This window comes from Halomonas sp. B23F22_20, assembly GCF_043496985.1.
In the GTDB taxonomy this organism is placed as follows: Bacteria; Pseudomonadota; Gammaproteobacteria; order Pseudomonadales; family Halomonadaceae; genus Halomonas.
Genome location: NZ_JBIEKH010000010.1, coordinates 22,900 through 49,570 on the forward strand (window position 1 = coordinate 22,900; position 26,671 = coordinate 49,570).

A 26,671-nucleotide genomic window follows, 5' to 3' on the forward strand; every position below is an offset into this window, starting at 1 on the left:
CCCATGCTCTTCCAGGTGGAAATGACCGTGAAACTGCCGCCGGAGATGCCCGCCGAGCAGGCCGCCGAGATCAAGGCGACCGAGAAGGCCTACTCCCAGGAGCTGCAGCGCGCCGGCAAGTGGCGCCACCTGTGGCGGGTGGCCGGCAGCTACTCGAACGTCAGCATCTTCGACGTCGAGGACAACGCTGAACTGCAGAACCTGATCAGCAACCTGCCGCTGTTCCCCTACATGGAGATCCGCGTCAAGCCGCTGTGCCGGCATCCCTCGTCGATCCGCGACGACGACTCCTGAATCACGGTGGACGCCGGGCATGCGCGCCGGCCGTCACACAGACGACAACAACCGAGGAAACGACCATGACCGTGAAGATCTTCGACACTCCCGACGTCCAGGACTTCCTGAAGGCCGTCAGCGGCTTCGACAAGGACGGCGGTAACGAGCGCGCCAAGCAGATCATGCATCGCCTGCTCTCCGACCTGTATCGGCTGATCGACGACTTCGACGTCAGCCCCGAGGAATTCTGGAGCAGCGTCAGCGTGCTCAACGCGCTCGGCCAGGGCACCCAGTTCGGGCTGCTGGCCCCGGGGCTCGGCTTCGACCACTACCTGGACATGCGCATGGACGCGGCCGACGCCGAGGCCGGCCGCACCGGCGGCACGCCGCGCACCATCGAGGGCCCGCTGTACGTGGCCGGCGCTCCGGAACTGCAGGGCAGCGGGCGCATGGACGACGGCACCGATACCGACGGCGAGGCGATGTGGCTGACCGGCCAGGTGCGCGACACCGACGGCCAGCCGATCGCCGGGGCCAAGGTCGAGATCTGGCACGCCGACTCCAAGGGCGGCTACTCCTTCTTCGACCCGTCGCAGGCGGAGTACAACCTGCGGCGCTCGATCATCACCGACGCCGAGGGCCGCTACGCGGTGCGCAGCATCGTCCCCTCCGGCTATGGCGTGCCGGAAGGCGCGCCCACCGATCAGGTGCTCAAGGCCCTGGGGCGCCATGGCCAGCGCCCGGCGCATATCCACTACTTCGTCTCCGCCCCGGGGCACCAGCACCTGACGACCCAGATCAACCTGGCCGGCGACCCCTACACCTTCGACGACTTCGCCTTCGCCACCCGCGAGGAGCTGGTGGTGGAAGGGCGGCGCATCGAGGACGACGCGGCCATCGCGGCACGCGGCTTCGAGGGCCCCTTCACCGAGGTGGTGTTCGACGTCGCGCTGTCGGCGACCAATGCCGCCGAGCTGCAGCACCGCCACAAGCGCCCGCGGGCCAAGGAAGACGCGCAGGACCAGGCCAGCCAGCAGGCGGCCGCGGCCAAGGTGTAACGTTTCCCGCGTTGATGGCCGGCCCTCCGGGGCCGGTTACATTAGGCATGACTACAACAACAGAGGCACCCTGATGAACAAGCTCAAGACCCTGATGACGGCCGCCTTGGCGGCTTCGCTTTCCGTCACCGCCTTCACCGCCCAAGCGCGCGACTTCCGGCTCGGCCTGATCACGCCGCAGTCGCACATCTGGACCCAGGAGGCCCAGGGGTTCGCGGACGACCTGGCCGAGCGTTCCGACGGCGAGCACAGTGTCAGCATCTTTCCCGCCCAGCAGCTCGGCACTGAGGCGCAGATGGTCCAGCAGCTCCAGGCCGGCTCCCTGGACATGGCCTTCCTGACCATCGCCGAGATATCCAACCGCATCCCCGATTTCGGCGCCCTCTATGCGCCCTTCCTGGTAGAGGACATCGATCAGGCCGCGGCGCTGCTGCGTTCCGATACCGCCGCCGGCCTGCTGGAGCAGATGCCGGCCCGCACCGGTCTGGTGGGGGTGGGCTACGGCATGGCCGGTATGCGCCAGATACTCAGCCGCGAACCCATCGAGTCCGCCGAGGACCTGAGTGGGCTCAAGGTGCGCATCACGCCCTTCGACCCGATCCGCGACTTCTACGCCGCGGCCGGGGCTGCGCCCACGCCGCTGCCGCTGCCTGCGGTCTACGATGCCCTGGCCAACGGCCAGGTCGATGCCATCGACATGGATTACGATTCCATCCGGCTGCTCAAATTCTATGAGCAGGCCGATAACCTGGTGGTTTCCAACCACATGATATTCCCCATGGTGGCGGTGGTCTCTGGGCGCGTCTGGGCGCAGCTCGACGAAGCGGATCGCGAGCTGATCCGAGCCAGCATGGCCGAGCACGCCGACAACGTCATGGCTCGCTTCCAGGAGCATCACGCGGCCTGGGGCGAGGACCTGCGCCAGCAGGACATCACCGTTACCGAGATCGATCCCGCCTTCTTCGCCGAGGCCGTCGAGAAGTGGGAGGGCGTCTGGGCGCCCAAGGCCCCGTCGCTGGCCAAGCTGCGCGAAACGGCCGCCGAGCTGGCCGACTGACCCCGTCCACCTGTCATTGCCCCGGCTCGGCGCCGGGGCGTCCGGAGGCCGTCATGTTCAAACGACTCTCGTCCGGCATCGCCCGCTGTGAGGGGGCTATCGCGGCGGTACTGGCGGCGCTGGTCACCCTGCTGATCCTTCTCAACATCGCCACCCGCGCCCTCGGCCATGCCCTCTATTGGACCGACGAGCTGGCCATCCACGCCATGATCTGGATGACCTTCTTCACCACCTCGGCGACGCTCAAGCGCCGCGAGGGCGTCGCCGTGACCCTGCTGCTCGATGCCCTGCCGGCGGGCCTGCGGCGCCTGCTGGCGCTGGTCGTCGATGCGCTGGTGCTGTTCTTCGCACTGTTCCTGGCCGTGTTGTGCTGGCGCTGGTACGACCCGGTGACCCTGTGGGCCAGCGGCTTCGATATCCAGGCCTTCCAGGGTGAGACCTTCAACTTCATGTACTCCGAGACCTCACGCACGCTGGGCATTCCCAAGTTCTGGGTCTGGCTGTGCCTGCCCATCTTCGCCGTCTCGCTCGCCCTGCACGCCCTGGTCAATCTGGGCGAGGGGCTCAGGAACCTGGCCGCCGCGCCGAGGAGGTACGCATGACACTCGTCGTCTTCGCTGCGCTGCTGCTGGGTGCGGTGCCCATCGCGCTGGTGCTGGCGCTCACCGCCGCCTGGTACATCGCCGACTCGGGCAACACTTTGCTGTTCGCCTCCTATCCCCAGCAGCTCTACGGCGCCATCGAGAACTACGGATTGCTCGCGATTCCGCTGTTCATGCTGGCCGGCGAGCTGATGAACGAGGGTGGGCTGACCCGGCGATTGATCGACCTGGCGCGGATCCTGGTCGGCGGCTTCCGCGGCGGGCTGGTGTACATCAACCTGGTGGCCAACATGATGATGGCGGCCATCGTCGGCTCGGCGGCTTCGCAGATCGCCATCATGTCCCGGGCCATGGTCCCGGCCATGGAGGAGGAAGGCTACGACAAGCCCTTCGCCGCGGCGATCACCGCCGCCGGCGGGCTGCTGTCGCCGATCATCCCGCCGTCGATGCTGTTCGTGCTCTACGGGGTGATGGCCCAGGTGCCGATCGCCGACATGTTCATTGCCGGGATCCTGCCGGGGCTCATGATGGGCGGGCTGTTCTTCCTGGCCATCGCCGCGGTGGGCCTGGTGCAGCAGTACCCGCGCGGCCAGTGGCCGAACCGCGCCCAGGCCCGGCGCTTCCTGCTGATGGGCCTGCCGGCGATGAGCATCCCCTTGATCATCATCGGTGGCATCCTCGCCGGGCTGGCCACCCCCACCGAGTCGGCGGCACTGGCCTCGCTGGCGGCGCTGCTGATCGGCCGCTACGTCTACCGCGACCTGACCTTCGCCCGCCTGCCCGAGATCCTCAAGCGCACCGCCTTCAACGCCGGCCTGGTGATCATGCTGATCGCCGCCGCCGGGGTGTTCGGCTGGGTGATCGTCTACGAGGAACTGCCGCAGATGGCCGCCGCCTGGATCGCCGGGATGACCGACGACCCCTTCGCCTTCCTGCTGCTGGTGGTGGGCATCCTGCTGCTGGTAGGGATGATCGTCGATGGCATCGCTGCGCTGATACTGGTGGTGCCGATTCTGCTGCCGATCGCCCAGCAGCAGTTCGATATCAGCGCCTACCAGTTCGGGGTGGTGGTTTGTCTGACCCTGGTGCTGGGCCTGCTGACGCCGCCAGTAGGCGCGGGGCTGTATATCGGCTCGTCGATGACCGGGGTGCCGCCGATGCGGATCTTCCGTGCACTGTGGCCCTTTCTGTTGATGAGCCTGTTGGCCCTGGTGCTGCTGGCCTGGCAGCCCTGGCTGACGCTGGTGCTGATCGGATGACCGACATGACGACGACGACCCTGCGAGCCGAGTCGGCCCTGCACGACGACACTGCGGCGGCCATCTCGGACGCCTATCGCGAGGCAGTGGTGGCGTTGCTTGGCCGCTTCAAGGCCGAGCGACGCTCGCCGGCTGAGATATCGCGGTTGACCGTGACCTCGCCAGGCGGCTGTCTGGATCCCCGCGACCCGGCCTGTGATCGCCTCTGGCGCGAGGCCTTCGGCGGTTTCAAGCCGGTGGAGTTCATGACCGAGTCGGCGTCGGCGCCGCGGGTGACGTTGACCTTGGCACTGGATCAGGGGGCGACAGCGTCACCGCGTGACGAGCCGGTCTGGCACGGCCTGACCCCGGCCGAGGTCAATGCGGCCTACAGCGCCCGAGCGGCCTTACCCGATCATCTCGATATCTTCGCCCGTTGGCGGAAGGCCGGCGAGCGTTTCCTGGCGGCCCATGAGGTCCAGCAGGACCAGGCCTATGGCGACGCCCCGGAGCAGTGCCTCGACTTCTTTCCCGCGTCTCGGCCGGATGCTCCACTGCTGGTGTTCATCCACGGCGGCTACTGGCAGGCCATGGACAAGGCCGAGCACGCGCCCTTGATCGAGGGCCATCTCGACGCCGGCTGGGCGGTGGCGCTGCTCAACTACCGGCTGTGTCCGGAGGCGACGATCACCGACCAGGTCGAGGACGTACGCCTGGCGTTGCGTCATCTCTGGCATCGGGCCGAGCGCTATGGCGTTGACCGGTCGCGGATCCAGGTTTGCGGCCACAGCGCTGGCGGCCACCTGGGGGCCTGCCTGGCAAGCACCGACTGGCCGGCCCTGGACCCGGCCATGCCCGCCGCTCCGCTGCATTCGGCGCTGCTGGTCAGCGGGCTGTTCGAGCTCGAGCCGATGCGCCACATGAGCTTCGGCCATCTGCTTGGCCTGCCCGACGCCGACACGGCCCGGGCGCTGAGCCCCATGTTCGACACGCCCAATCCCGGCCTGCGCCTGCACCTGGCCGTGGGGGCGCAGGAGAGCGAGGAATTCTACTGGCAATCCAGGGCGCTCGCCGAGCGCTGGGGCGCCGATCTCGAGGGCATCGCGGTCTCTCGGGTGCCCGGCACCCACCACTTCTCGGTGATGGAAACCCTGGCCGACGGCGAGCTGCTGGCGGCATCGCGGGCGCTGATGGCGCCCTGGGGCTGACAGGCCGGCGACGGTCGGCAACGCAAAGTGGAGCAAGAAGCAAGAAAAGGGGCGAGCGTCCGTCATGGACGCTCGCCCCGTTCGTGATGGCCATTAGCCCCGGGCCGGGCTATCTCCCGGCCCGGCAGTCGAACTCAATACCCGAGATAGTGCCCGGCGATCAGCGCCACCCAGCACATGGCGTAGACCAGCAGCATCAGCGGCATGATCACACGCAGCCACTGGGCATAGGAGACCCGGCCCAGGGCCAGCATCGCCAGGGTGCCGCCGGAGGTGGGCACGATGAGGTTGGTCAAGCCGTCGCCCACCTGGAAGGCGGTGATCATCAGCTGGCGGCTCATGTCGATCAGGTCGGCCAGCGGAATCAGGATCGGCATGGTCACAAGCGCCTGCCCCGAGCCGCTGGGCACGAACAGGTTGATCACGCCCTGGATCACGCTGGCGGCCACCGCTGCCAGCGCGGTCGGCATGTCGCCCACAAGGCCGCTCAGGCCGTGGACGATGGTGTCGATGATCTGGGCGTCCTTGAGGATGACCTGGATCGACGCCGCGACCCCGATCACCAGCGCGCCGGCGGTGACGGTAGAGGCGCCTTCCATCATCTGCTTGACCAGCTCGTTGGCGCCCAGGCCGTTGGCGAAGCCGATCACGATCGCCATCAGCAGGAACATGCCAGCGATCTCGTTGATGTACCAGCCGCGGGTGAATACCCCGATCAGCATGATCACCAGGCCGGTCACGAAGATGCCCAGAGTCATCAGGTCGCGGCGCGTCAGGGTGTAGTCCTCGAGCCGCTTGGTGAGCTCTGCGGGCTGGTCGTCGCGGTAGTCGACGCGCGTCACGTAGTAGCAGATGAAGGCGCTCAGGGTGGCCAGGCAGCCGAGCACCATCAGGGTCCTCAGCCACCAGCCGGAGAAGGTGGGCAGCTCGCCGATGCCCTGGGCTACCCCGACGGTGTAGGGGTTGATCGGCGAGAGGGCGAAGCCGATCCCGATGCCGCCCACGGCCATGGTCACGCCGACCAGCCGCGAGCAGCCGATGGCGGTGGCGATCAGCACGCCGATGGGCACCAGGGCGATGTTGTTCTCGAAGCCGACCGCCACGCCGAAGAAGCCGTAGATGAAGGTGCCGGCGACGATGATCAGGTTGCGGCTGCGGGTGTTGTTCTCGGCGCCGACCCGGTGGACGGCGACGCCGATGGCGTTCTCCAGGGCCCCGGTGCGCTGCAGGATGTGGAACAGTCCGCCGGCGATGAAGACGATGAACAGGTACTGCGAAGCGGTGATCAGCCCCTCGGGGATGGCCACGAAGATGTCGAAGACGTGGAGGTTGGCCACGTTGGCGAGATAGCGGAAGGAGTCGGGAATGACCGAGGTCCTGCCGTTGTCGAGTACTTCACGCTGGTACTCGCCGGCCGGCACGATGAAGGTCATCAGGTAGGCGGCGACCAGGATCAGGAAGATCAGGACCATCGGGTCCGGCACGCGCTGGTACCACTTCGGCGCGGTCGAGGCCGATGGTGCCGAGGTCTGGGAGTTTTGTTGGGATTGGCTCATGGTCGACCCTCGGAGCGTTGTCAGTGTTGTCGTGGGGGGAGTGAGTCGCGGTGAAATGTCATGCCGCCGCGTGGCGCTGGGCCAGGCGTTGGCAGACGTGGACCAGGACCTCGACGGCGGCCGTCAGGTCCTCGGGTTCGATGGCCTCGCCGGGATGGTGGCTGACGCCTCCTTCGCAGCGCAGGAAGAGCATGCCGATGTCGCACAGCGAGCGCATGGCCAGGCCGTCATGGCCGGCCCCACTGAACAGCACCCGCGGCGGGAGGCCGCTGTCGCGCACGGCGCCCTGCAGCTCCTCGGAGAGCCAGTCGGAGCACTGCACGGCGGACTGTTCGTAGGTCAGTTGGTGGTCGAGCCCCAGGCGGGCGGCGGACAGGGCGGCGTCGATGCGCTCGAGCAGTGTCTCCCGGGCCTGGCGGCGGATCTCGTCGTTCGGCGAACGCAGCTCGATGGACAGGGTGGTGGTCTGGGGGATCACGTTCACGCCGTTGGGGGCGTTCTCGATCTTGCCCACCACGCCGACCAGGTCCTCGGTCTCCCGGCACAGGGCATCCACCAGGCGGATCACCTCGGCGGCGCCGACCAGGGCGTCCTGGCGCACGTGCATGGGTACCGTGCCGGCGTGGCCGGCCTGGCCGTGGATGATCAGGCGATGACGCTCGATGCCGGTGATGGCGCTCACCACCCCGACCGGCAGGTCATCGAGCTCGAGCTGCGGCCCCTGCTCGATATGCACCTCGAGAAAGGCGAGGACGTCCTCGGACGCATAGCAGTCCTCGGCGATGCGCTCGGGGTGGCAGCCGAAGGCCTCGAGGGCTTCACGCAGCGTTACGCCGCCGTCGTCGGTGGCCTTCAGCATGGCGTCATCGAAGGTGCCGGCCAGCACCTTGGAGCCCAGCAGCGTCGAGCTGAAGCGAGTGCCTTCCTCGTCGCTGAAGGCCACCACATCGATATTGAAGGGCAGCGCGATGGCGTTGTCCCTGAGGTATTTGACCAGTGCCAGGGGCAGGATGACACCCAGGATGCCGTCGTATTTCCCGCCGTGGGGCACGGTGTCCTGGTGCGAACCGAGCAGCAGCGTGCGGGCGCCAGGCGTAGCGCTGGCATGACGGCCGATCAGGTTGGCGCCGTTGTCCATCCGCACCTGCATGCCGAGCTCGCGCATCCAGCCGCCCAGAGCGTCCAGTACGCTGCGGTGTTCCGGTGTGGCGCAGCGCCGGGTAACGCCCTCGAGGTTCGGATCGCGGGTTTCACTGAAGCGGGATGCCGCTTCCAGCCATTGCCATGCCTGCCGGGCTGCCGGTTCGTACGATTGACTCATGGATTCCCCTTGCCGCGGCGACCGGAGGGGCATCGCCAGGGCGTCATTAATTTATCATGATAAATGAAGGCTAGCGGGGCTCGGCGAACCCTGTCAATCGCCGCCGGACACCGGGCGAGCGCGCCACGTCGCCCGGGATACGGGGGAAATCGGCGGAAAACAATTTGTTATGATAAATGTCCGGAAAGGATCGCCCGATGGACTACGACGATGGTCTAGTCGTCCGGTTTCCCAGGACGGCTGACGGGCAAGAAGGAAGAGGAAAGAGGCAAGGGGAAACGACAGGGCGGAGGCACGGGCGAACCGCTCGGCTCGCACTTTGATGTGCCCCGAGCGCCGGTCACACCGCGGGCTCGGGAGATTCGCTAGCGGCTAGCGGGAGGGCGCCGTGGAGGGATCGATGGCGTTGGACAGGTCGCGCAACGCCAGATACTCACGGCTAGGGGATTCGCCTGCGGTGTCATCGGCCCGGAAGAAGGCCTTGTCGAGGGTGGCTTCCCGCGCTTCCATCAGCGCCTGGGCGGCCTGCATGTGCTCGGTCATGACCTGACGTGCTCGGTCGATGTCGTCGTCACGCAGGGCGTCGAGCAGCCGGCGCTGGAAGTCGTAGCCGCGCTGGCGCAGCTCCGGGTAGGGTTGCTCGTAGATCCGCTGGCAGGTGGTCAGGCTCATCAGTAGTCGGATCATGAAGCGGCACATCAGCGCCAGCAGCGGATTGGGGCAGTAATCCACCAGCACCAGATGGAACTCCAGCTCCTTGATGCGCTGAGTGCGTTCCTCCTCCAGCGAGGCGGGAGGATGGGTGTAGTAGGCCATCACCGCCTCCAGGCGCTGGAAGGCGTCGTCGTCCAGCACGCCAGCGAGGCTGGCCACCATGGCGGGCTGCAGCTGCTTGCGGACCTCGTAGATGTCGTGGATGGTCGGTGGGCGAAAGAAGAAATAGTTGCCCAGCAGCTCCATGGCCCGGTCGTCGCTCACCTCGCAGATGAAGGCGCCGCCGCCGGGGCCGGTGCGTGTCTGGATCAACCCCTGGGCCGCAAGGCCGCGCAGTGCCTCGCGAATGGTGCCCTTGGAGGCGTCCAGCGCTTCGACCAGGTGGGACTCCTGGGGCAGGCGATCCCCTGGGGCGAGGCCGTGGCGGGAGATGTACTCCTTGATCGCTTCTCCGATGACCTCGGGGCGGGCACGGCGTGCGGCGTGTCGTGGTGACTGGCTCATCACTCTCCTTGCGGTGGGGCGGGCCGGTCGACGGCCATGGGTTCCAGGCTGACCGAGGCGGGCAGGCCGCTGTTGGTGCCGACTGGCCCGATGATCCGGCTTCTCCGATACGCTGTCCAGATGGGCCCTCGCTCCGGCGGCGATTGTCGCCGACCTGAATGCCATGGTATTTATCATGATAAATAACCGCGGCGCTCAGCGCCAATGCCGCCGGGCTTCTCAAAGGAGTGTGCCATGACCTTCAGCCTGATTGCCCTGGATCGCGACCGTCAGACCTTAGGAATCGCCTGCGCCACGGGTGGCCCCGCCCTCGGCGGCTTCGTGCCGCACCTGCATGCCGGTGTCGGGGCCGCCATCACCCAGGGTTACAGCACCAATGTGATGGCCGCCGAGCGCGGCCTGGCGAGGCTCGCCGCCGGTGAGGCGGTGACCTCGGCGGTGGCCGAGCTGCGCCGCGAGGACCGGGGCGAGGCCTGGCGTCAGCTGGCGCTGATGGATGGGCGCGGCGAGGTGGCGGGCTGGACCGGGGCGAGCAACGTGCCGGTCTGCGACCTGCATCTCGAGCCTGGCCTGGCGGTGGCAGGCAACATGCTGAGCAGCGACGAGGTGGTGCCCGCGATGATCGCGGCCTATCGCCAGGCGATGGCGTCCGGCGTGGTGCTGGCGGAAGCTTTGCTGGTCGCCCTCGAGGCGGGCCATCGAGCCGGCGGCGACCGACGCGGGATGGTGTCGGCGGCGCTCAAGGTACGCGCCCCCGGCGGCCTGCCCCTGGACCTGCGCATCGACCACTCGGACGAGGCGGTGACGGCGCTGGTCGAGCTGCACCGGCGGATTCTGGCCGACCAGGACTTCCAGGCTTTCCTGGCGCGCTTGCCTACCGACGAGGCGCCGGATCGCTACTGATCCTGCGCGACAGCCCTAGGGGCCCCGTGACAAGCACGTACCCTAAAGGCGAGGTTCGCTTGGCAAGATAACTGGGGCGATGAAGCGTGCCTTATTCCCTGGGGGCATTCCGCACCCCGGCACGCGGCGGGGACCGGCTGCGCCTGCCGAGTTTGCTGTTTCCGAGCGAGAGGCTTCAGGTCCCTTGCCCAGGATCCTCCGTGACAAATCGGGTGCCTGGCTTCGGCCGCTCGTCGATGGTCAGTGCGAACACGTCTGGGCGTGAGTAATGCCCGACGACATCGAAGTCGTAGCGTGCCTGAATGAGCTGGGCAGTATCCACCTCAGCTGTCAGCAAGCCCGCCTGATCGCGCAGTGGCCCGGCTAGCACGTTGCCCAGGGGACCTACGATCAGGCTGCCGCCACGAATGAGGGGGCGATCGTCATCCCAGTCGGGGACATCGATGCCGAGGGCGGCAGGTGATGGCTGGACTTGGCAGGCGCTGACGACGAAACAGCGTCCTTCGTGTGCGATATGACGCATCGACGCCTGCCAGATATCGCGTTCATCCACCGTGGGTGCACACCAGACTTCAACGCCCTTGGCATACATCGCGGTGCGCAACAGCGGCATGTGGTTTTCCCAGCAGATAGCTGCCCCGGCAGTACCCGCCTGGGCGTCGATCGTGGTCAGGGTCGAACCATCTCCCTGGCCCCAGATCAGCCGCTCGGTCCCCGTGGGCATCAGCTTTCGATGCTTGCCAATCAGGCCTTTGGCAGGGTCGAAGAACACGGCTGAACAGTAAAGCGAACTTCCCTCTCGCTCGATGATTCCCACCACGAGCGTGGCGCCGGTTCGGGCTGACAACCCCTCCAGCGCTTCGGTCTCCGCTCCGGGCACATCGATGGCATTGGCAAAGTAGGCGGCGAACGCCTCTCTACCCTCTGGAAGCCGGAAGCCAAGCCGAGTGCCGAAGGTCTCTCCTTTGGGGTAGCCGCCGAGAACGGCCTCCGGTAACACCACCAGTGTGGCTCCGGCTTCGATGATCGGAGCTTCATAGGAAAGGATCAGATCCAATGTATCGGCCTTGCCTGAAGGGAGTGAGCCGAGCTGGAGGGCGGCAACCGTCGTTCGCGTCATGGTGCGAGACCTTGAGCAGGTAAGTGATATCAGGATGCTATAGCCTGACAAGACATAAGTTAAGATGGATGCTTTTCTATTTGATATGAATGAAATTGATGTCTTGAGAGCCGACCTGAATCTGCTCAAGGTCTTCGAAGCGTTGTACGAAGAAGGCAGTGCAAGTCGCGCAGCGATGAGGCTCGGGGTGACGCAGTCGGCGGTGAGCGCAGCACTCAGGCGGCTGAGAACGTTGTATGGAGATGCCCTGTTTCGACGCACCGGACGCGGGTTTGCGCCGACGCTGCTTGCCCAGCAGTTGCAGCCGATCATCTCCGAAGCCCTGAGCAAGATGCGCCAGAGCCTGGCCCTGGTGTCGACGACGGCGCGCAGCTTCGAGGGGCGCTCGGTGACGATAGGGCTGTCCGACGACTTCGAGATCGCCATCGGGTCGCGCTTGATGGCGCTTGCGACCGACCAGGTGCCGGGGTTGCGCCTCATTTTCCGGCAGACCCACAGCCAGGTGGTCGCCGATGCCTTGGCCGGGCGACATCTCGATCTGGCGATCAGTTCAGGGGGGCTTGCCAGCAGTGGGTTGAGTCGGCTGCTACTCGGGAAAGCAGGCTATGCCTGTGTCGTGGATCCTGCTCACTGGGCGTCAGCCAGACTGGATATCGAACACTACGTCTCGACGGAGCATCTTCTGGTTTCATCAGGCGGCTTCGTTGGCTTGGTCGACGAAGCGTTGGCGGAGCGAGGGGTATCGCGTCGCGTGCTGGCCGCCACGACGCACTTTGCGGCACTTCCCCACTTGCTGAAGGGAACGCGGGCCATTGCGACGATACCCGAACACGCTGCCGCTTCCATCGCGAGCATGACGGGGTTGCGAGAATTGCCTTGTCCTCTCCCCTTGCCTCAGTTTCCGATCGAACTGGGTTGGCGAACGGCCGATGCGAACGATGCGGTGTTGACCGCGATTCGGCAAATGATTGCGGCGTGTTTCGATGGGCTGGAGTGAGGCGTTGAACCGATGGATGCCATCAGATGCGCTAGCCGTTCGGCAGTGTGGTGTCAGGAGGCGCATGATTCATGTCGCGAGCGATGAGTGGCTGGTCGCAGCAGGAACGGCGACACCGGATCTTGCAAGTCAGGAAATGAAGATGTTGATTGGGGTGGCGTACCAGCCCTGCCGACGGCCAGGGTGGCTAGGTTCGTTCCCTACGAATCTTTGTACGTCCCGCGTCCCTGTAGATTGTCGAGCGCCGCAGCAGATCAGTGTTTCCTTAGGCCTTGGGCCAGTCGTTTGCCACCTTCAGCGGCCCTCCGCTCTTGAGCGTGTCCATGGCCACCTGGGTGGCGACGTCGTGGAGGCCGTCGAGCGGGCTCACCGCCTCGGCGAGGAAAGTCGACAGCGCACCCAGGCTCTCGACCACCACCTTGAGCAGGAAATCGTGGTTGCCGGTGACGGTATGGCACTCGGTGACTTCGTCGCGGGCCAGTAGCGCCGCCACGGCCTCGTGGGGATGGTGCATGCGCGACTTGTCCATGGAGATGAAGATGAAGGCGGTTACCGCCAGCCCCAGGGCGGGCGGGTCAAGCCGCAGCGAGTAGCCCTGGATGACGCCTTCGCGCTCCAGTCGTGCCAGTCGTCGTGAACACTGGCTGGGTGAGAGGCTGACGGCCTCGGAGAGGGCGCCGAGAGTGAGGCGGGCGTCGCGCTGCAGGGCTTGAAGAAGCTTCAGGTCGAAGCGATCGAGTGACGTCATTTTTCGTTTCTCTCTATTTGGTGCAAAAATCTTGCGCATAAGGTGCTTCCGAGCGCATAAGAACGCAACCCCGCGTCATCCCTCTCCCCCTAGAATGTTCCCAGGTGATTCCCTTTCCTTTCCGGAGACCCGACATGAGCGTGAGCCTGGAACGCGTCCGCGAGCTTGATCGCCAGGATCCCCTGGCCGACTTCAAGTGCCGCTTCGCCCTGCCCGAAGGCGTCCTTTATCTCGACGGCAACTCCCTCGGCGCCCAGCCGACGGCGGCCCGCCAGGCGGTGGACGGAACCCTGGACCAGTGGCGCGACGAGCTGATCAAGGGCTGGAACCAGGGCTGGTTCGACGCCCCCGAGCGCCTCGGCGACCTGATGGCACCCATCATCGGCGCCGGCGACGGTGAGGTGGTGGTCACCGACAACATCACGCTCAATCTCTTCAAGCTGCTGGGCTACATCACCGGGCAGCGCAGCGACGACCGCCGCGCGGTGCTCAGCGAGGGCGGCAACTTCCCCACCGACGGCTATATCGCCCAGGGCTTCTGCCGGGTCAGCGGTTACGAGCACCGCTTTCTGCCCGAGGGCGGAGACCTGGCCGCGCACCTGGACGGCGTGGCGGTGGTGGTGCTGAGCCAGGTCAACTACCGCACCGGGCGGCTGCGTGACATGGCGGCTACCACTCGGCTGGTGCACGAACATGGCGCCGAGGTGATCTGGGACCTGGCCCACTCGGCCGGGGCGCTGCCGGTGGACCTCAACGGCTGCGGCGCGCGCTATGCGGTGGGCTGCACCTACAAGTACCTCAACGGCGGTCCCGGCGCCCCGGCCTTCCTGTACGTCCACCGCGACCACCAGGACGGCGGCTGGCAGCCGCTCTCCGGCTGGCACGGCCACGCCGCGCCCTTCGCCTTCGAGGCCGACTATGCGCCGGCCGGCGATATCACGCGGTTTCGCACCGGCACCCACTCGGCGTTGATCTACAGCGCCCTGGAGGCCTCGCTTTCCATGTGGGCCGAGGTCGACATGCAGGCCCTGCGCGACAAGAGCCTGGCGATGAGCGAGCTGTTCCGCGAGTGCCTGGCCGACATCTTCGCCGCCCATGGCATCAAGGATCTCACCCCGCCCACCGAGGCGCGTGGCAGCCAGGTCTCGCTGGTGGATACCGAGCACGGCTACGCCATCGTCCAGGCGCTGATCGCCCGAGGGGTGATCGGCGACTACCGCGAGCCGGGCCTGATGCGCTTCGGCTTCACGCCGCTCTACCTGAGCTTCGAGGACGTCTGGCGGGCGGCGCGGCATTTCCGCGAGGTGGTCGAAAGCGGTGAGTACCGGGAGCCGCGCTTCCAGGTACGCGGCGCGGTGACCTGAAGGCTGGGAAAGCAAGGGAGCGGATGTCATGACCGACCAGGCACTGGACCATGCCTACTCGCCGAGCCGTTGGGCTCGGAATTTCGACGCCAGCCTGGAGCGCCAGGCAGCGCTTGGCAGGCGCCTGCGGGAACGCCATGTGCCGCAGCGCCTGAGCTATGGATCGGGAGCCTGGGAGGGGATCAATCTCTTCCTGCCGGCAACGGGCAAACCACGCTCGCTGATGGCGTTCTTGCACGGAGGCTACTGGCAGGAGCTCGACGCCTCTGCGACGGACTTCATGGCCGCTGATTGGCTCGAGGCCGGCTGGGCCTTTGCGTCAGTGGATTATCCACTTGCGCCTCAGGCTTCCATCGAGGCAATGATCGAGGCCTGCCGGCACGCGGTAGCGGTTCTGCGACATGTGCTCGGCGAGCTGAATCGGGAAGCCAGCCTTCACCTGGGCGGCCATAGTGCTGGCGCGCACTTGGCATTGATGAGCTGTCTGGGCGGGAAAGGGCTGTCTGGTATCGACTCGCTATGGTTGATCAGCGGTATTTATGACCTGCGCCCCCTGGTGGAGACATACATCAATGAGCCGCTGGGGCTGGATCATGAACGTGCCGAGCGGCTCAGCCCCCTGTGTCAGCCACTGGCGGGGCTTCCGCCATTGCAGCTGGTATACGGAGCGTTCGATCCGCCGGCGTTCCACGCGCAGAGCGAATGGCTCGATGAGCAGGTGCGAGCGGCCGGGGTGCCCAGCCGACTCACCGCACTCAAGGACTGTGACCATTTCGACATTCTCGAACGACTCGGCAGCATGCCAGGCCGTTCGAGAGACGATCCATCGGCAAACGTAACATCATGGGTGGAAGTAGGAGAGCAACCGTGAACCATTCAAACGAGAACAAGACACGCCGGAATGCCGTGAACCTGCAGGACGAAAAAAGTGTTCACTGGGATCAGGACATGAGCTATGGGCAGTACCTTGGGCTCGAGGCTCTGCTGTCCTGTCAGCGCCCTGTCTCTGACGAGCATGATGAAATGCTCTTCGTGATTATCCACCAGGTCTCCGAGCTATGGCTCAAGCAGGGCCTGCACGAGGCGCATGCGGCGGCGCGGCATATTGCGGCGGACCAGCTCCGGCCGGCCTTCAAGATGCTCAGCCGAGTCGCGCGAATCCAGGAGCAGATGATCCAGGCCTGGGAAGTACTGGTCACCATGACGCCTACCGACTATGTCAGTTTCCGCGATAGCCTTGGGCAGAGCTCCGGTTTTCAATCGTATCAATACCGGGAGCTGGAGTTTCTGTTGGGCAACAAGCACCCCGGTATGGTCAAGGTGCATCGCTCGCACGCCGAGCATTACCAGAGGCTCATGAGTGTCTTGCAGGCCCCAAGCCTGTATGACGTCAGCCTGCAGTTGCTGGCTCGGCGAGGTTTCAAGCTGCCGGCATCGGTACTGGAGCGAGACTGGTCGGAGCCGTACGAGGCTTGTGCCGAGGTCGAAGCCGTGTGGGCAGACATCTACGCCAATACTGATCAGCACTGGGACCTGTACGAACTGGCGGAAAAGCTGGTAGATACCGAGTACAACTTCCACAAATGGCGCTTTAGCCACATGAAAACCGTGGAACGTATCATTGGCCACAAGAGCGGGACTGGCGGCACCTCAGGGGTGTCCTATCTGCAGAAGGCGCTGGATCTGAAGTTCTTTCCTGAGCTCTGGTCGGTCAGGACCTCGCTGTAGCCGGCTTGCCCGGCGCTCCATTAGAAGCGGTGACAGTGTTCGGTACGCGCTTGAGGATGTCATGACGCGTGCCGAAAGCATGCTTGGATGGTGACAAATAACCTTCAAGCTTCACGAGAAGCCTGGAGCAACCTTTCCTGCGCAGTGGAGTGCTGGGTAAGGCGCGGTGCGGTTGTCAACTGCAGGGCGCGTCAGAGGCGTTTGGCGAAGGAAGGCTTGGGAAGACCAGGGAAGACCAGGCCGACATGTCGGAACAGGTATCGCGTTCGTGTCCGTTGGATCATGTCGGTCGACAAGCAATTTTTGACTATCGGATGATGACTATGACAAGAAAATCCTCGGTTGTCGGTGGCGCCAGCATAGTGGCAAGCGTATGCGTCGGCGCGGGCATGCTTGGGCTGCCCAGTGCCGGTGCCGGCGCCTGGATGCTGTGGTCGGGGCTGGCGCTGTGTATCACCATGATCGTGATGACGCTATCCGGGTGGATGCTGCTCGAAACACTTGGACAGTATGAGTACAGGGCGTCTTTCAATACGGTCACAAAAGCCATTCTTGGCAAGAGAGTGTGCTTTTTCAACAACTTGATGGTGTATTTCGTTGGCGCTATCTTGCTTTATGCCTACACGACATCTTCCGGCTTGATGATAGAAAGTGCCTTGGGTATTAACGAGAAGCTGGCTTCCGTCATTTTCGTGGCAGTGTTTTCGTCCTTCGTGCTTCATTCCACTCGTGCCGTGGATCGGCTGTCCGTTCTACTGATTCTGTTCATGGTGTTGAGCTTCGTGTTTGGTGTCTTTGGCTTGACAGTCGAGGTAAATATTTCCTCTCTCGTGAGTAGCCTTGAAGAGGAAGTGAAGAGGTTTCCTTTTGTGCTGGCCATGTTCCCCGTCGCCCTGACTTCCTTTGGCTATCATCACTCCGTGGCCTCCCTGCGGTCGTACTATCAGGATGAGAGGAAAGCCGGGCAGGCCATTCTTGGCGGTACTGTCATCGCCCTTTTGCTGTATGTTTTGTGGGTCGTCAGCATATTCGGCAATCTGCCTCGGTCAGCATTTGATGGAATTCTTTCCCAGGGTGGTGAGGTCGACGTCCTTCTCTCTTCTCTTGGCGGGGTAATCGTGTCAGAGAGGGTTTCCGATATCATCGGTGCCTTTTCATCCGCTGCTGTATTTTCCTCCTTTGTCGGCGTTGGTCTGGGAGTTTTCGACTTCATGGCAGACTTGGCAGGGTTCGACGATGATCGAAGAGGGCGCCTGAAAACCTGGGCCATCACGTTCCTTCCCCCTCTTGTCCTGTCACTGCTGTTTCCATTCGGTTTCCTGCTGGCTATTGGCTACGCGGGGGCTGCTGCGACGGTTTGGACGTGCATCATACCTGCCATGTTGGCAAGAAAGTCCCGCATGACGGTGGAAGGGAAGCGTGCGTTCCTGGCGCCGGGCGGCAATGCCGCGATCTTTCTGGTACTGCTGTTCGGCGTTACCGTTGGAGTCCTGCATTTCATGGGGGTTTTTGGCCTGCTGCCGGTCCCTGAGTTCTAAATGACCGCATGAGCGTGCATGCTCATGCCTGGGGTGAAGGCCACAGGGTTGACGCGTCCGGCTTGCCGGCGGTCGCCAGGCTTGCTTGACTGACGAGGGCCGCGGGACTGCGGCCCTCTTCTGCCATTGGGAGTCTACGCATGTCGCCACCGCTGACCCGCCACAATCGCCCCCGCCGGGTGCTCGATGCCATCGAGGCGGCCAACGTCGACCTGAGCGCCGACGAGCGTGCCGCCAAGTACGCCAAGCTGGCCGAGTCGCCGTATCGCTTCTTCCGCGGCACCAACCATCTCTACTGGGACGACGTCTGGCACGACTGGCGCTTCGCGCTCTACGGCGGACTGCCCGAGACCCAGACCTGGCTGCAGGGTGACGCCCACGTCTACAACTTCGGCGCCTATGGTCACCACGACGATGCCGTGCGCTACGGCATGGACGACTTCGACGACGCCCTGGTCGGCGACTACCAGTACGATCTCTGGCGGCTGGCCATCAGCCTGGTGCTGGACGCCCGGGAAAATGCGGAGCTGTCGCGCAAGGGCATCGACAAGTCGCTCGCAACGCTTATCGAAGCTTACCTGGACGAGCTCGACGATCACGCCGAGGGCGAGATCCCCGGCGCGGTGACCCTGGATACCGCCAAGGGGCCGCTGGGTCCCTTCCTGGAGAAGGTGGCGCGCAAGGAGAGCCGGGAGAAAATGCTCGACAAGTGGACCACGCTTGGTGAGGACGGCCGGCGCTTCGCCGTTGACGAGCGTCCGGAAAAGCTGGCCCGGCTGCCGGCGCACCTGGCCAGCCAGCTACGCAAGGCCGTCGAGGGCGAGTATCGCGATACCCTGCGCGGCGCCTGTGCCGAGGCCGAGGAGGATCATTTCCGGGTCAAGGATATGGCGCGACGGCTCGATGCCGGCACCGGCTCGCTGGGGCTCGAGCGCTACTACGTGCTGATCGAGGGCGGGCGCGACCACGCTCATGACGACGTCATCCTCGACGTCAAGCGCCAGACCCCGCCCGATGGCTGGCGGCTGATGAACGCCGCCGAGAAACGAGACTGGCGCCGCGCCTTTGCCCACGAGGGCGCCCGTCATGCCGCCGCCTTCACCGCCATCGCCGAGCACCCCGATGTCTACCTCGGCTGGCTGCATCTGGGCCAGGCGGTGTTCTCGGTGCGCGAGCGCTCGCCCTTCAAGGAAGACTTTCCCACCCACAAGCTCGACGGCGACAAGCCCTATCGCAAGCTGGCCAAGCAGTGGGGGCGGATCCTCGCTCGCGAGCACCTGCGCGGCGCCCGGGTGCTTCACGCCGACGACCCCGGGCGTTTTGCCCGCGTGGTGGGCGAGCGTGTCGAGGGCGGGCGAGACCACTTCGTCGACATGGTGGCGACCCTGGCCTTCAGCTACGCCGATTGCGTGGCCCTGGATCATCGCACCTTCGTCGAGGCCCGGGAGGCGGAGTAGGCCTTCGCAGTAGATCGGCATCAAGTCCGACGGGGTCCTAGACTGACACTATCGGCGGCCACTTTCCCGGAGGGGCGGCGATGGGCGCGGTCATCGATCGCGAGGCCTTCTCGGCGTCGGACTACCAGCATTTCGGCAAGCGCCTGCGCCAGAGCCTCGACATCCTGCACGAGCTGCTTGGCCAGCCGGGCTTCGGTGTCGGCGCGCCCAGCATCGGCGCCGAGCTGGAGGCCTATATCGTCGACGGCCGAGGGCGGGTGGCGCTCCTCAACCAGGCGTTGCTCGAGGGCCTCGGGGATCCCCAGCTGCAGCTGGAGCTCAACCGCTTCAACATCGAGTACAACCTGGCGCCGTTGTCGCTGTCGGGGTGCCCGATGCATGCCCTGGAGGACCAGTTGCGCCTGGCCCTGCGGCGGCTCGAAGAGGCTGCCTCGGCGTACCGGGCCCATATCGTGCCGATCGGTATTCTGCCCACCTTGAGGCGCGCCGATCTGGGCAGTCATGCGATGAGCGACTTGCCGCGCTATCGCGCCCTGGAACGCGAGCTCCAGCGGATGCGCGGCGAGCCCTTCGATGTGGAGATCCGCGGCGAGGACAGCGTGCGGGTCTCGAGCGATCATGTGGTGCTGGAGGGCGCCAACACCTCCTTGCAAGTGCACCTGCGGGTCGACCCCGAACGCTTTGCCGACACCTATAACGCTGCCCAGCTGGTCACGCCCCTGGTGCTGGCGCTGGCCGCCAACTCGCCGCTGTTCCTGCAGCGGCTGCTGTGGGACGAGACCCGCATCGCGCTGTTCAAGCAGTCCGTGGACTGCCGGATGCGCGACGCCCGCTGGCGCGAGCCGGCACGGGTGAACTTCGGCCAGGGCTGGGTCCGTCAGAGCCCATGGGAGCTGTTCGCCGAGGCGGTCGCCCTCTATCCGCCCATCCTGCCGATCATCGCCGATGCCTGGCCCGAGGATTCGCCATCCGGCTCCACGGCGCCGGGCCTGGCGGAGCTGCGCTTGCACATGGGAACCGTCTGGCCCTGGAATCGGGCCGTCTACGATCCCGTCGGCGATGGTCATCTGCGCCTGGAGATGCGCGCCCTGCCGTCGGGGCCGACCGCCGTGGACATGGTGGCCAACGTGGTCCTGATGCTGGGCCTGGTGGCCGCCCTGCGCGACGACATTGCACGCTGGCTGAGCGCCATGCCGTTCCGCTATGCCGAATACAATTTCTATCGCGCCGCCCAGTCGGGGCTCGACGCCCGGCTGCTGTGGCCGCATCGCAAGCATCATCGGCTGGAGGAGACGCCGGTGGTCGAACTCCTCGAGCGGCTGCTGCCGGACGTTCAGTGCGGTCTACGTTCGCTGGGAGTAGGAGAGGCCGACACCGGCCCCTATCTGGCGGTGATCGGGGAGCGCCTGGCGGCGCGAACCAGCGGCGCCGTCTGGCAGCGTCGTGCGCTGTCGCACTTCGAAGGTCAGGGACGTTCCCGGAGTCGGGCCTGTCAACGCCTGCTCGAGGCCTATCAGGCGGCCATGGCGACCAATCGGCCGGTGGCGCGCTGGCCCCTGGAGGACTGAATGAGCGCGCTCGAACTGCCCGTGATCCGCGATCCCAGGGTCGAGCATGCGGATATCGCGGCCTGGCTACAGTCGCTGGGTGGCCCGGTATGGCTGATTCTCGAGGGTGAGGACACCCGGCGCTGTCGGGTCGTCACGACCCTGCTGCATGGCAACGAGCCGTCCGGGACGCTGGCGTTGCATCGCTGGCTGATGAGCGGCCCGCGGCCCCGCACGCGCCTGGCGGTGCTGCTGGCCAACGTGCGCGGGGCACTGAGCCATCCCCTGTTCACGCATCGCCATGCCCCGGACGGTCGTGACCTCAACCGCTGCTTCCGGCCGCCCTTCGAGGGACCATCCGGGGCCCTGGCCCGGGCGATCGCCCATGACCTGGCGGCGCTGGTGCCGGAGCTCGTGGTCGACCTGCACAACACCTCGGGCAACGGCCCGGCCTTCGCCGTCGCCACCCGCTGCCATCCCGTGATCGAGGCCCTGGCCGGACGCTTCTGCGAGCGGCTGATCGTCACCGACCTGCGGCTCGGCAGCCTGATGGAGCTGCCCCACGAGATGCCTGCACTTGCCGACTGCCCGGTTTTCACCCTGGAGTGCGGCGGCGCCCTGCAGCCTGCGGCCCGGGAGGTCGCCGAGGGGCTGCTGCGACTGCTTGCCGAGTGTCCCGAGCCGGCCACCATGCCGCCGTCTCAGGGCCTCGAGGTGCTGGTCCATCCGCTGCGCGTCGAGCTGCGCCCAGGGGGCAGCGTCGTCTATGCCCGTGAGCCGCGCCCCGGCTTCGATCTCACGCTGTGGGCGCGTATCGACGAGCACAATCGCGGCGTGACCCTGCCGGACGCGCGCCTCGGCTGGCTGGGCGAGCAGGGATTGGCCTGTCTGACGGCGTGCGACGGTCAGGGGCGCGAGCGCCTGGCCGAGCTGCTCGAGGCGCGTGACGGCCGACTGCATGCCCGGCGGCCGCTGCGGCTGTTCATGGCCACCACCAACAGCGAGATCGCGCGCAGCGACTGTCTGTTCTATGCGGTGCCCGCAACGCCTGAGGGTAGCCTACGCTGATAGCAACCCATGCCCGAGCCTCAAGCCCGGCCGGCCAGGCATGGCACGTCAATTCGGGAGGGCTCGATCATGCAGGATTCCCCGGTACGTCTGCTGCTGGTCGAGGACAACCCGATGCATCGCAAGCTGATCCAGAAGCTGCTGGGTGAGGATTCCCAGCTACGCTGCGAGGTCGAGGCGGTGGACAACCTGGCCGACGGCCTGACGCGGCTGGTCAAGGGCGGGGTGGACCTGGTGCTGCTCGACCTGGTGCTGCCCGACAGCGAAGAGCTGGAGACCCTGTTCCGGGTGCGCCTGGTGGCGCCCCAGGTGCCGGTAGTGGTGCTCACCAGCCTCGACGACGTCAAGCTGGCGGCGAGGGCGGTGGAGTCCGGCGCCTACGACTACCTGGTGAAGTCGCACCTCAAGAGCGTGTCGCTCGGCCGGGCGATTCGCTACACCCTGTCTCGGGCCAGGGCGCGGGGCGGCGAGTGGGACTCGCCGATGTTCCGCCTGGCCCAGCAGCAGTTCCTCAAGGCCGCCCAGTACATGGGGCTGGATGACAACCTGCGCCAGCGCCTGCTGTTTCCCCAGCGCACCCAGATGGTCAGCTTCCCGTTTTTCCGCGACGACCGTGCCCAGGTGGAGACGGTGTTCGGCTATCGGGTCCAGCACCTGCTCTCCATGGGGCCGACCAAGGGCGGCATTCGCTACCACGAGGACGTCGACCTGGGCGAGGTGGCGGCCCTGGCGATGTGGATGACCTGGAAGTGCGCGCTGATGAAGCTGCCCTTCGGCGGCGCCAAGGGCGGCGTGCGGGTCGACCCGACCACCCTTAGCGACCGCGAGCTGCAGCGCCTGACGCGGCGCTACACCACCGAGATCATCGACATCATCGGCCCCGACAAGGACATCCCGGCCCCGGACTTGGGCACCGACGAGCGTGTCATGGCGTGGCTGATGGACACCTACAGCCAGCAGGTCGGCCATACGGTGCCGGCGGTGGTGACCGGCAAGCCGGTAGTGCTGGGCGGTTCGCTGGGGCGCAAGGAAGCTACCGGCCGTGGGCTGGTCTATCTGATCGAGGCCTCTGCCCGCCACCTGGGGCTCCAGCTGAGCGGCGCCACCGCGGTAGTTCAGGGCTTCGGCAACGTGGGCAGCCATGCGGCGCGCTTCCTCGCCGAACGTGGGGTGAAGATCATCGGCGTCGGCGACGCGTCCACCGCGCTCCACGACGAGGCCGGGCTGTCGGTAGAGGCGCTGACTGCCTATGCCGATGAGCATCGCCGCCTGCATGGTTTTCCCGCGCCGGAGATCGTCGACCACGACGAGCTGCTGGAGCTGGACTGCGACATCCTGGTGCTGGCCGCGCTGCAGAACCAGGTCACGGTGGAGAACGCTGCGCGCCTGGAGTGCCGCCTGCTCGCCGAGGGGGCCAATGGCCCGACCACGCTGGAAGCCGATGACATCCTCCAGGAGCGCGGCATCTTCGTGCTGCCGGATATCCTCGGCAATGCCGGTGGCGTCACGGTGTCCTACTTCGAGTGGGTGCAGGGCATGCAGAACCTGATGTGGAGCCTCGACGAGATCCACGAGCGCCTGCAGGCGATCCTGCTCGATGCCTTCCAGCGCACCCTTACCAGGGCCGAGGCGCAGCACCTCGACATGCGCACCGCGGCGCTGATCGAGGGCATCAGCCGGGTCACCGAGGCCAAGCTGATGCGCGGCATCTTCCCGTGAGCCGCCGCAAGGGGGTGCGGCGATGAACGACGACGACCGCGAGCGGGCGGATCGGGCCGAAGCGGTACATCGTCAGTTGATCGAGGCCCTGGAGGCGATCTCCGAGGGTTTTACCCTCTATGACGCCGAGGATCGCCTGGTGGCGTTCAACCGGCGTTTCCGTGATGACTGCTCCGGTGTCCCGCAGATGGTCCGAGTCGGCATGTGCTTCGAGGACATGATTCGCAGCGTGGCCGAGCAGGGCGTCATCCTCACCGGAGAGCGTTCGATAGAGGAGTGGGTCGCCTGGCGCCTTGCACAGCGCCGCGATCCCGGGCCGCCCTTCAAGCTCGAGCGCGGCGACGGGAGGCGGCTGATGATCAGCGAGCGCCGCACTCGCAACGGTGGGATCGTGGCTATCTACACCGACATCACCGAGCTTGAAGAGCAGCGCGAGTGCCTCGAGGCTCAGATGCGGCTGACCGAGGAGGCTCGCCACCAGCTCACCGAGGCCCTGGAATCGATCGCCGAGGGCTTTGCGATCTTCGACGCCGAGGACCGCCTGGTGCTCTACAACTCACGCTTCAAGGAGCATTTCGTCACCCCGGTGGACGTGGTCGAACCCGGGCTGCGCTTCGAGGACCTGCTGCGGGCGGTGGTCGCTCGGGGCACGATCCCGCGTGAGTATGCCAGCGGGGAGCAGTACGTCACCGAGCGCCTCGCTCAGCACCGTGAGCCGGTCGGCCCCTACCAGTTCACCCGCAGCGATGGGGTATGCGTGCAGATCAGCGAGCATCGCACCCGCGACGGAGACTACGTCGCCGTCTATTCCGACATCACCGAGCTCGAGCGCCACCGGCACCGTCTGGAGGAGCTGGTCACCGAGCGTACCGCCGAGCTGCAGTCCACCACCGAGGCGCTGCGCCGCTCCCAGGACGACCTGCGCCGTGCCCGAGACCAGGCGGAGCGGGCCAGTCAGGCCAAGGGCGAGTTCCTGGCCAACATGAGTCACGAGATCCGCACGCCGATGAACGGCGTGATCGGGGTGGCCGAGCTGCTGGAGCGCACCACGCTCAACGAGCAGCAGGCCGAGTACGTGGCGCTGATCCAGAAATCCGCCGATACCCTGCTGGGACTGATCAACAACATTCTCGACTTCTCCAAGATCGAGGCCGGCCGGCTCGAGCTCGAGGCCACGCCCTTCCCGCTGCGCGACACCTTGAGCGACACCCTCCAGACCCTGTCGCTACATGCCGCCGACAAGGGCCTGGAGCTGGCAGTGCACATTCCGCCGGAGGTGCCCGACCGGGTGCTGGGCGATCCCGTTCGCCTGCGCCAGGTGGTGGTCAACCTGGTCGGCAACGCCATCAAGTTCACCGAACGCGGCGAGGTGGTGGTCGATCTGCGCCTGGTCGCCCGCGAAACGGGGCGGATCCGGCTGGGCGTCGAGATCCGAGATACCGGCATCGGCATTCCCGTTGCCAAGCGCCACAGGATCTTCGAGGCCTTCGGCCAGGCCGACAGTTCCACCACCCGTCAGAGTGGTGGCACCGGGCTGGGGCTGTCGATCGCCGCCCAGCTGGTGGAGATGATGGGGGGCCATATCGAGGTCCGTGAGGGACTGGACGGTCGAGGCAGCCGCTTCGTCTTCGAGATCGACCTGGAGGTGCTCGAGGACGGGGCCGCCATGTCGCCGCCCGGCCTGAAGGGGATCGACGTACTGGTGGTGGATGACAATGCCACCAATCGGCGCATCCTCGACGAGATCCTGGCCGGCTGGGGCATGCACCCGGTATGCGTGGAGAGCGGACGCGAGGCCCTGGCGGCCCTGGCCCGGGCCGAGCAGGCCGGAGAATGCTTCCCGCTGGCGCTGCTCGACATGATGATGCCGCACATGGATGGCCTGGCGCTGGCCGCACGCATCCGTGCTCACCCCTCCCATGCCGCCATGCCGATCCTGATGCTTTCCTCGGGTGGACGCTCCGGGGACGTGACCCGGCGACGTCGGCTGGGCATCGCCCGGCTGCTGCTCAAGCCGCTCAAGCAGTCCGAGCTGCTCGATGCCATCGGCGAGGCGTTGGGCGACACGGGCGCGGCGAAGCGGAGCAGCGAGTCCGTCGCCCCGGCCACGGTGACGCCCCGGCGGGTGCTGCTGGTCGAGGACGGGCGCATTAACCAGCAGGTTGCCTGCGACCTGCTGCGCCAGCGCGGCCACGCCGTGGTGCTGGCCGAGAACGGACGCCAGGCCGTCGATACCGTGGCGCGCGAGGCCTTCGACGTGGTGCTGATGGACATTCACATGCCGGTGATGGACGGTCTGGAGGCCGCCCGGGCGATCCGAGGTGCCGGGTATCGGTTGCCGATCGTCGCCATGACGGCTAGTGCCACTCGCGAGGATCGCGAGCACTGCCTGGCGGCCGGGATGGATGATTTCGTTTCCAAGCCGTTTCGCGCCGCAGAGCTCTATGCCGCGGTCGAACGCTCGGAAGGGGTAAAGGAGACGGGCCAGGAGGTGGTGGGGGGTGTCACATCGGACGCGTTGATATCGGCCGCAGTACCGGGTGGCGTCGAGGCCGCGCCAGAGGCCGGGCAGCTGCCCTGCCTGGACTGGGCAGGCGCCTTGAAGGCGTTGGACGGCAACCACGAGATGCTCGTCGAGATGGTCGAGATGTTTCGCCATGAGGGGCCGCGACTGATGGCGGAGATCGATACCGCCCTGGCGGCCGGTGAGGTTCGCGCGCTGCGCCGCGCCGCCCATACCCTCAAGGGCTCGGCGCAAGTGGTGGGCGGCCTGGCGGCCGGTGAGGCCGCCAGGCGGCTGGAGGCGCTGGCCAAGACCGGCGAGCTGGCGCGGGCCGTGTCGGCCAGGGAGGCACTGGCGCGCCGATTGGACGAGCTGATGCCTGCGCTGGAGGCGACGTGCCGCGACGAAGGCGATTGAAACGTCGGGAATCTTGGTCGTCCCCGTC

At 66.1% G+C, this 26,671-nt stretch carries 22 protein-coding genes; 17 read left to right on the forward strand and 5 right to left on the reverse strand.

The window, feature by feature from the left end:
* The first annotated feature begins 3 nt into the window (after positions 1-3).
* The 6 genes from catC to ACGTN6_RS09900 all read left to right on the forward strand — a co-directional run bounded on the left by catC (position 4) and on the right by ACGTN6_RS09900 (position 5,439).
* Entirely contained in the window at positions 4-294 is a 291-nt protein-coding gene (gene catC, locus ACGTN6_RS09875) for a muconolactone Delta-isomerase (RefSeq protein WP_394591275.1), read from the forward strand.
* Between the two features lie 65 nt (positions 295-359).
* Positions 360-1,334, forward strand: a complete 975-nt coding sequence (gene catA / locus ACGTN6_RS09880; protein WP_394591276.1) for a catechol 1,2-dioxygenase — start codon at positions 360-362, stop codon at positions 1,332-1,334.
* Between the two features lie 73 nt (positions 1,335-1,407).
* Positions 1,408-2,391, forward strand: a complete 984-nt coding sequence (locus ACGTN6_RS09885) for a TRAP transporter substrate-binding protein (RefSeq protein WP_394591277.1) — start codon at positions 1,408-1,410, stop codon at positions 2,389-2,391.
* A 53-nt stretch (positions 2,392-2,444) separates the two neighbouring features.
* Complete coding sequence (locus ACGTN6_RS09890) at positions 2,445-2,993, forward strand: TRAP transporter small permease (protein WP_394591278.1); 549 nt, start codon at positions 2,445-2,447, stop codon at positions 2,991-2,993.
* Positions 2,990-4,252 (forward strand): TRAP transporter large permease, encoded by a 1,263-nt coding sequence (locus ACGTN6_RS09895; RefSeq protein ID WP_183385719.1) that lies wholly within the window; start codon positions 2,990-2,992, stop codon positions 4,250-4,252. Before ACGTN6_RS09890 ends, ACGTN6_RS09895 begins: the two co-directional genes overlap by 4 nt.
* A 5-nt stretch (positions 4,253-4,257) precedes the next feature.
* Positions 4,258-5,439, forward strand: a complete 1,182-nt coding sequence (locus ACGTN6_RS09900) for an alpha/beta hydrolase (protein WP_394591279.1) — start codon at positions 4,258-4,260, stop codon at positions 5,437-5,439.
* 134 nt (positions 5,440-5,573) lie between these two features.
* Here the strand turns inward: ACGTN6_RS09900 and ACGTN6_RS09905 are convergent, their stop codons facing one another.
* From ACGTN6_RS09905 to ACGTN6_RS09915, 3 genes are all read right to left on the reverse strand, one after another.
* Positions 5,574-6,995, reverse strand: a complete 1,422-nt coding sequence (locus tag ACGTN6_RS09905; RefSeq protein ID WP_394591280.1) for a YfcC family protein — start codon at positions 6,993-6,995, stop codon at positions 5,574-5,576.
* Between the two features lie 58 nt (positions 6,996-7,053).
* Positions 7,054-8,316, reverse strand: coding sequence for an allantoate amidohydrolase (locus tag ACGTN6_RS09910; protein ID WP_394591281.1), 1,263 nt, complete (start codon positions 8,314-8,316; stop codon positions 7,054-7,056).
* 372 nt (positions 8,317-8,688) lie between these two features.
* Positions 8,689-9,534, reverse strand: coding sequence for a FadR/GntR family transcriptional regulator (locus ACGTN6_RS09915; RefSeq protein WP_394591282.1), 846 nt, complete (start codon positions 9,532-9,534; stop codon positions 8,689-8,691).
* A 234-nt stretch (positions 9,535-9,768) separates the two neighbouring features.
* Here ACGTN6_RS09915 and ACGTN6_RS09920 point away from each other — a divergent pair, with 234 nt between their 5' ends.
* Positions 9,769-10,437, forward strand: a complete 669-nt coding sequence (locus ACGTN6_RS09920; RefSeq protein WP_394591284.1) for a DUF1028 domain-containing protein — start codon at positions 9,769-9,771, stop codon at positions 10,435-10,437.
* Positions 10,438-10,612: 175 nt separating this feature from the next.
* Here the strand turns inward: ACGTN6_RS09920 and ACGTN6_RS09925 are convergent, their stop codons facing one another.
* The gene (locus ACGTN6_RS09925) at positions 10,613-11,557 is read right to left on the reverse strand and encodes a carbon-nitrogen hydrolase family protein (RefSeq protein WP_394591285.1); all 945 of its coding nucleotides are present in this window, start codon (positions 11,555-11,557) and stop codon (positions 10,613-10,615) included.
* Between the two features lie 64 nt (positions 11,558-11,621).
* On the opposite strand from ACGTN6_RS09925, the gene ACGTN6_RS09930 reads away from it, so the two are divergent.
* On the forward strand, positions 11,622-12,554 hold the full coding sequence (locus tag ACGTN6_RS09930) for a LysR family transcriptional regulator (RefSeq protein WP_394591287.1): 933 nt from the start codon (positions 11,622-11,624) through the stop codon (positions 12,552-12,554).
* Between the two features lie 265 nt (positions 12,555-12,819).
* Here ACGTN6_RS09930 and ACGTN6_RS09935 read toward each other — a convergent pair whose 3' ends face one another.
* Positions 12,820-13,302 carry an Lrp/AsnC family transcriptional regulator gene (locus tag ACGTN6_RS09935; protein WP_394591288.1) on the reverse strand — a complete coding sequence of 161 codons (483 nt, stop codon included), beginning with the start codon at positions 13,300-13,302 and terminating at the stop codon, positions 12,820-12,822.
* A gap of 134 nt (positions 13,303-13,436) precedes the next feature.
* Between ACGTN6_RS09935 and kynU the strand changes: the two genes are divergently transcribed.
* The 9 genes from kynU (at position 13,437) to ACGTN6_RS09980 (ending at position 26,643) form a co-directional block, all read left to right on the forward strand.
* Positions 13,437-14,666: a kynureninase gene (gene kynU, locus ACGTN6_RS09940; protein ID WP_394591289.1), complete on the forward strand. Its 1,230-nt coding sequence runs from the start codon at positions 13,437-13,439 to the stop codon at positions 14,664-14,666.
* Positions 14,667-14,694: 28 nt separating this feature from the next.
* On the forward strand, positions 14,695-15,537 hold the full coding sequence (locus ACGTN6_RS09945) for an alpha/beta hydrolase (protein ID WP_394591290.1): 843 nt from the start codon (positions 14,695-14,697) through the stop codon (positions 15,535-15,537).
* Positions 15,534-16,394 carry a tryptophan 2,3-dioxygenase gene (gene kynA / locus ACGTN6_RS09950; RefSeq protein WP_394591292.1) on the forward strand — a complete coding sequence of 287 codons (861 nt, stop codon included), beginning with the start codon at positions 15,534-15,536 and terminating at the stop codon, positions 16,392-16,394. Before ACGTN6_RS09945 ends, kynA begins: the two co-directional genes overlap by 4 nt.
* Positions 16,395-16,639: 245 nt before the next feature.
* Entirely contained in the window at positions 16,640-17,932 is a 1,293-nt protein-coding gene (locus ACGTN6_RS09955) for an aromatic amino acid transporter (RefSeq protein ID WP_394591294.1), read from the forward strand.
* 140 nt (positions 17,933-18,072) lie between these two features.
* Positions 18,073-19,389, forward strand: a complete 1,317-nt coding sequence (locus ACGTN6_RS09960) for a DUF2252 domain-containing protein (protein ID WP_394591296.1) — start codon at positions 18,073-18,075, stop codon at positions 19,387-19,389.
* A gap of 80 nt (positions 19,390-19,469) precedes the next feature.
* On the forward strand, positions 19,470-20,957 hold the full coding sequence (locus tag ACGTN6_RS09965) for a hypothetical protein (RefSeq protein ID WP_394591297.1): 1,488 nt from the start codon (positions 19,470-19,472) through the stop codon (positions 20,955-20,957).
* Positions 20,958-22,004 carry a M14 family metallopeptidase gene (locus tag ACGTN6_RS09970; protein WP_394591299.1) on the forward strand — a complete coding sequence of 349 codons (1,047 nt, stop codon included), beginning with the start codon at positions 20,958-20,960 and terminating at the stop codon, positions 22,002-22,004. It abuts the gene before it with no gap.
* Positions 22,005-22,073: 69 nt separating this feature from the next.
* Positions 22,074-23,723: a Glu/Leu/Phe/Val dehydrogenase dimerization domain-containing protein gene (locus tag ACGTN6_RS09975; RefSeq protein WP_394591301.1), complete on the forward strand. Its 1,650-nt coding sequence runs from the start codon at positions 22,074-22,076 to the stop codon at positions 23,721-23,723.
* A 22-nt stretch (positions 23,724-23,745) separates the two neighbouring features.
* Positions 23,746-26,643, forward strand: coding sequence for a response regulator (locus ACGTN6_RS09980; RefSeq protein WP_394591304.1), 2,898 nt, complete (start codon positions 23,746-23,748; stop codon positions 26,641-26,643).
* Positions 26,644-26,671 lie beyond the last annotated feature (28 nt).

Excerpts from the sequence above, each read along its gene's own strand:
- ACGTN6_RS09980 (WP_394591304.1), top strand. The coding sequence starts at position 23,746 with ATGAACGACGACGACCGCGAGCGGGCGGATCGGGCCGAAGCGGTACAT.
- catC (WP_394591275.1), top strand. The coding sequence starts at position 4 with ATGCTCTTCCAGGTGGAAATGACCGTGAAACTGCCGCCGGAGATGCCC.
- ACGTN6_RS09905 (WP_394591280.1), bottom strand. The coding sequence starts at position 6,995 with ATGAGCCAATCCCAACAAAACTCCCAGACCTCGGCACCATCGGCCTCG.
- ACGTN6_RS09910 (WP_394591281.1), bottom strand. The coding sequence starts at position 8,316 with ATGAGTCAATCGTACGAACCGGCAGCCCGGCAGGCATGGCAATGGCTG.
- ACGTN6_RS09930 (WP_394591287.1), top strand. The coding sequence starts at position 11,622 with ATGGATGCTTTTCTATTTGATATGAATGAAATTGATGTCTTGAGAGCC.
- ACGTN6_RS09960 (WP_394591296.1), top strand. The coding sequence starts at position 18,073 with ATGTCGCCACCGCTGACCCGCCACAATCGCCCCCGCCGGGTGCTCGAT.
- ACGTN6_RS09895 (WP_183385719.1), top strand. The coding sequence starts at position 2,990 with ATGACACTCGTCGTCTTCGCTGCGCTGCTGCTGGGTGCGGTGCCCATC.
- ACGTN6_RS09975 (WP_394591301.1), top strand. The coding sequence starts at position 22,074 with ATGCAGGATTCCCCGGTACGTCTGCTGCTGGTCGAGGACAACCCGATG.
- ACGTN6_RS09920 (WP_394591284.1), top strand. The coding sequence starts at position 9,769 with ATGACCTTCAGCCTGATTGCCCTGGATCGCGACCGTCAGACCTTAGGA.
- ACGTN6_RS09970 (WP_394591299.1), top strand. The coding sequence starts at position 20,958 with ATGAGCGCGCTCGAACTGCCCGTGATCCGCGATCCCAGGGTCGAGCAT.
- ACGTN6_RS09885 (WP_394591277.1), top strand. The coding sequence starts at position 1,408 with ATGAACAAGCTCAAGACCCTGATGACGGCCGCCTTGGCGGCTTCGCTT.
- ACGTN6_RS09900 (WP_394591279.1), top strand. The coding sequence starts at position 4,258 with ATGACGACGACGACCCTGCGAGCCGAGTCGGCCCTGCACGACGACACT.
- ACGTN6_RS09890 (WP_394591278.1), top strand. The coding sequence starts at position 2,445 with ATGTTCAAACGACTCTCGTCCGGCATCGCCCGCTGTGAGGGGGCTATC.
- ACGTN6_RS09955 (WP_394591294.1), top strand. The coding sequence starts at position 16,640 with ATGTCGGAACAGGTATCGCGTTCGTGTCCGTTGGATCATGTCGGTCGA.
- catA (WP_394591276.1), top strand. The coding sequence starts at position 360 with ATGACCGTGAAGATCTTCGACACTCCCGACGTCCAGGACTTCCTGAAG.
- ACGTN6_RS09925 (WP_394591285.1), bottom strand. The coding sequence starts at position 11,557 with ATGACGCGAACGACGGTTGCCGCCCTCCAGCTCGGCTCACTCCCTTCA.
- ACGTN6_RS09915 (WP_394591282.1), bottom strand. The coding sequence starts at position 9,534 with ATGAGCCAGTCACCACGACACGCCGCACGCCGTGCCCGCCCCGAGGTC.
- ACGTN6_RS09935 (WP_394591288.1), bottom strand. The coding sequence starts at position 13,302 with ATGACGTCACTCGATCGCTTCGACCTGAAGCTTCTTCAAGCCCTGCAG.
- ACGTN6_RS09945 (WP_394591290.1), top strand. The coding sequence starts at position 14,695 with ATGACCGACCAGGCACTGGACCATGCCTACTCGCCGAGCCGTTGGGCT.
- ACGTN6_RS09965 (WP_394591297.1), top strand. The coding sequence starts at position 19,470 with ATGGGCGCGGTCATCGATCGCGAGGCCTTCTCGGCGTCGGACTACCAG.
- kynU (WP_394591289.1), top strand. The coding sequence starts at position 13,437 with ATGAGCGTGAGCCTGGAACGCGTCCGCGAGCTTGATCGCCAGGATCCC.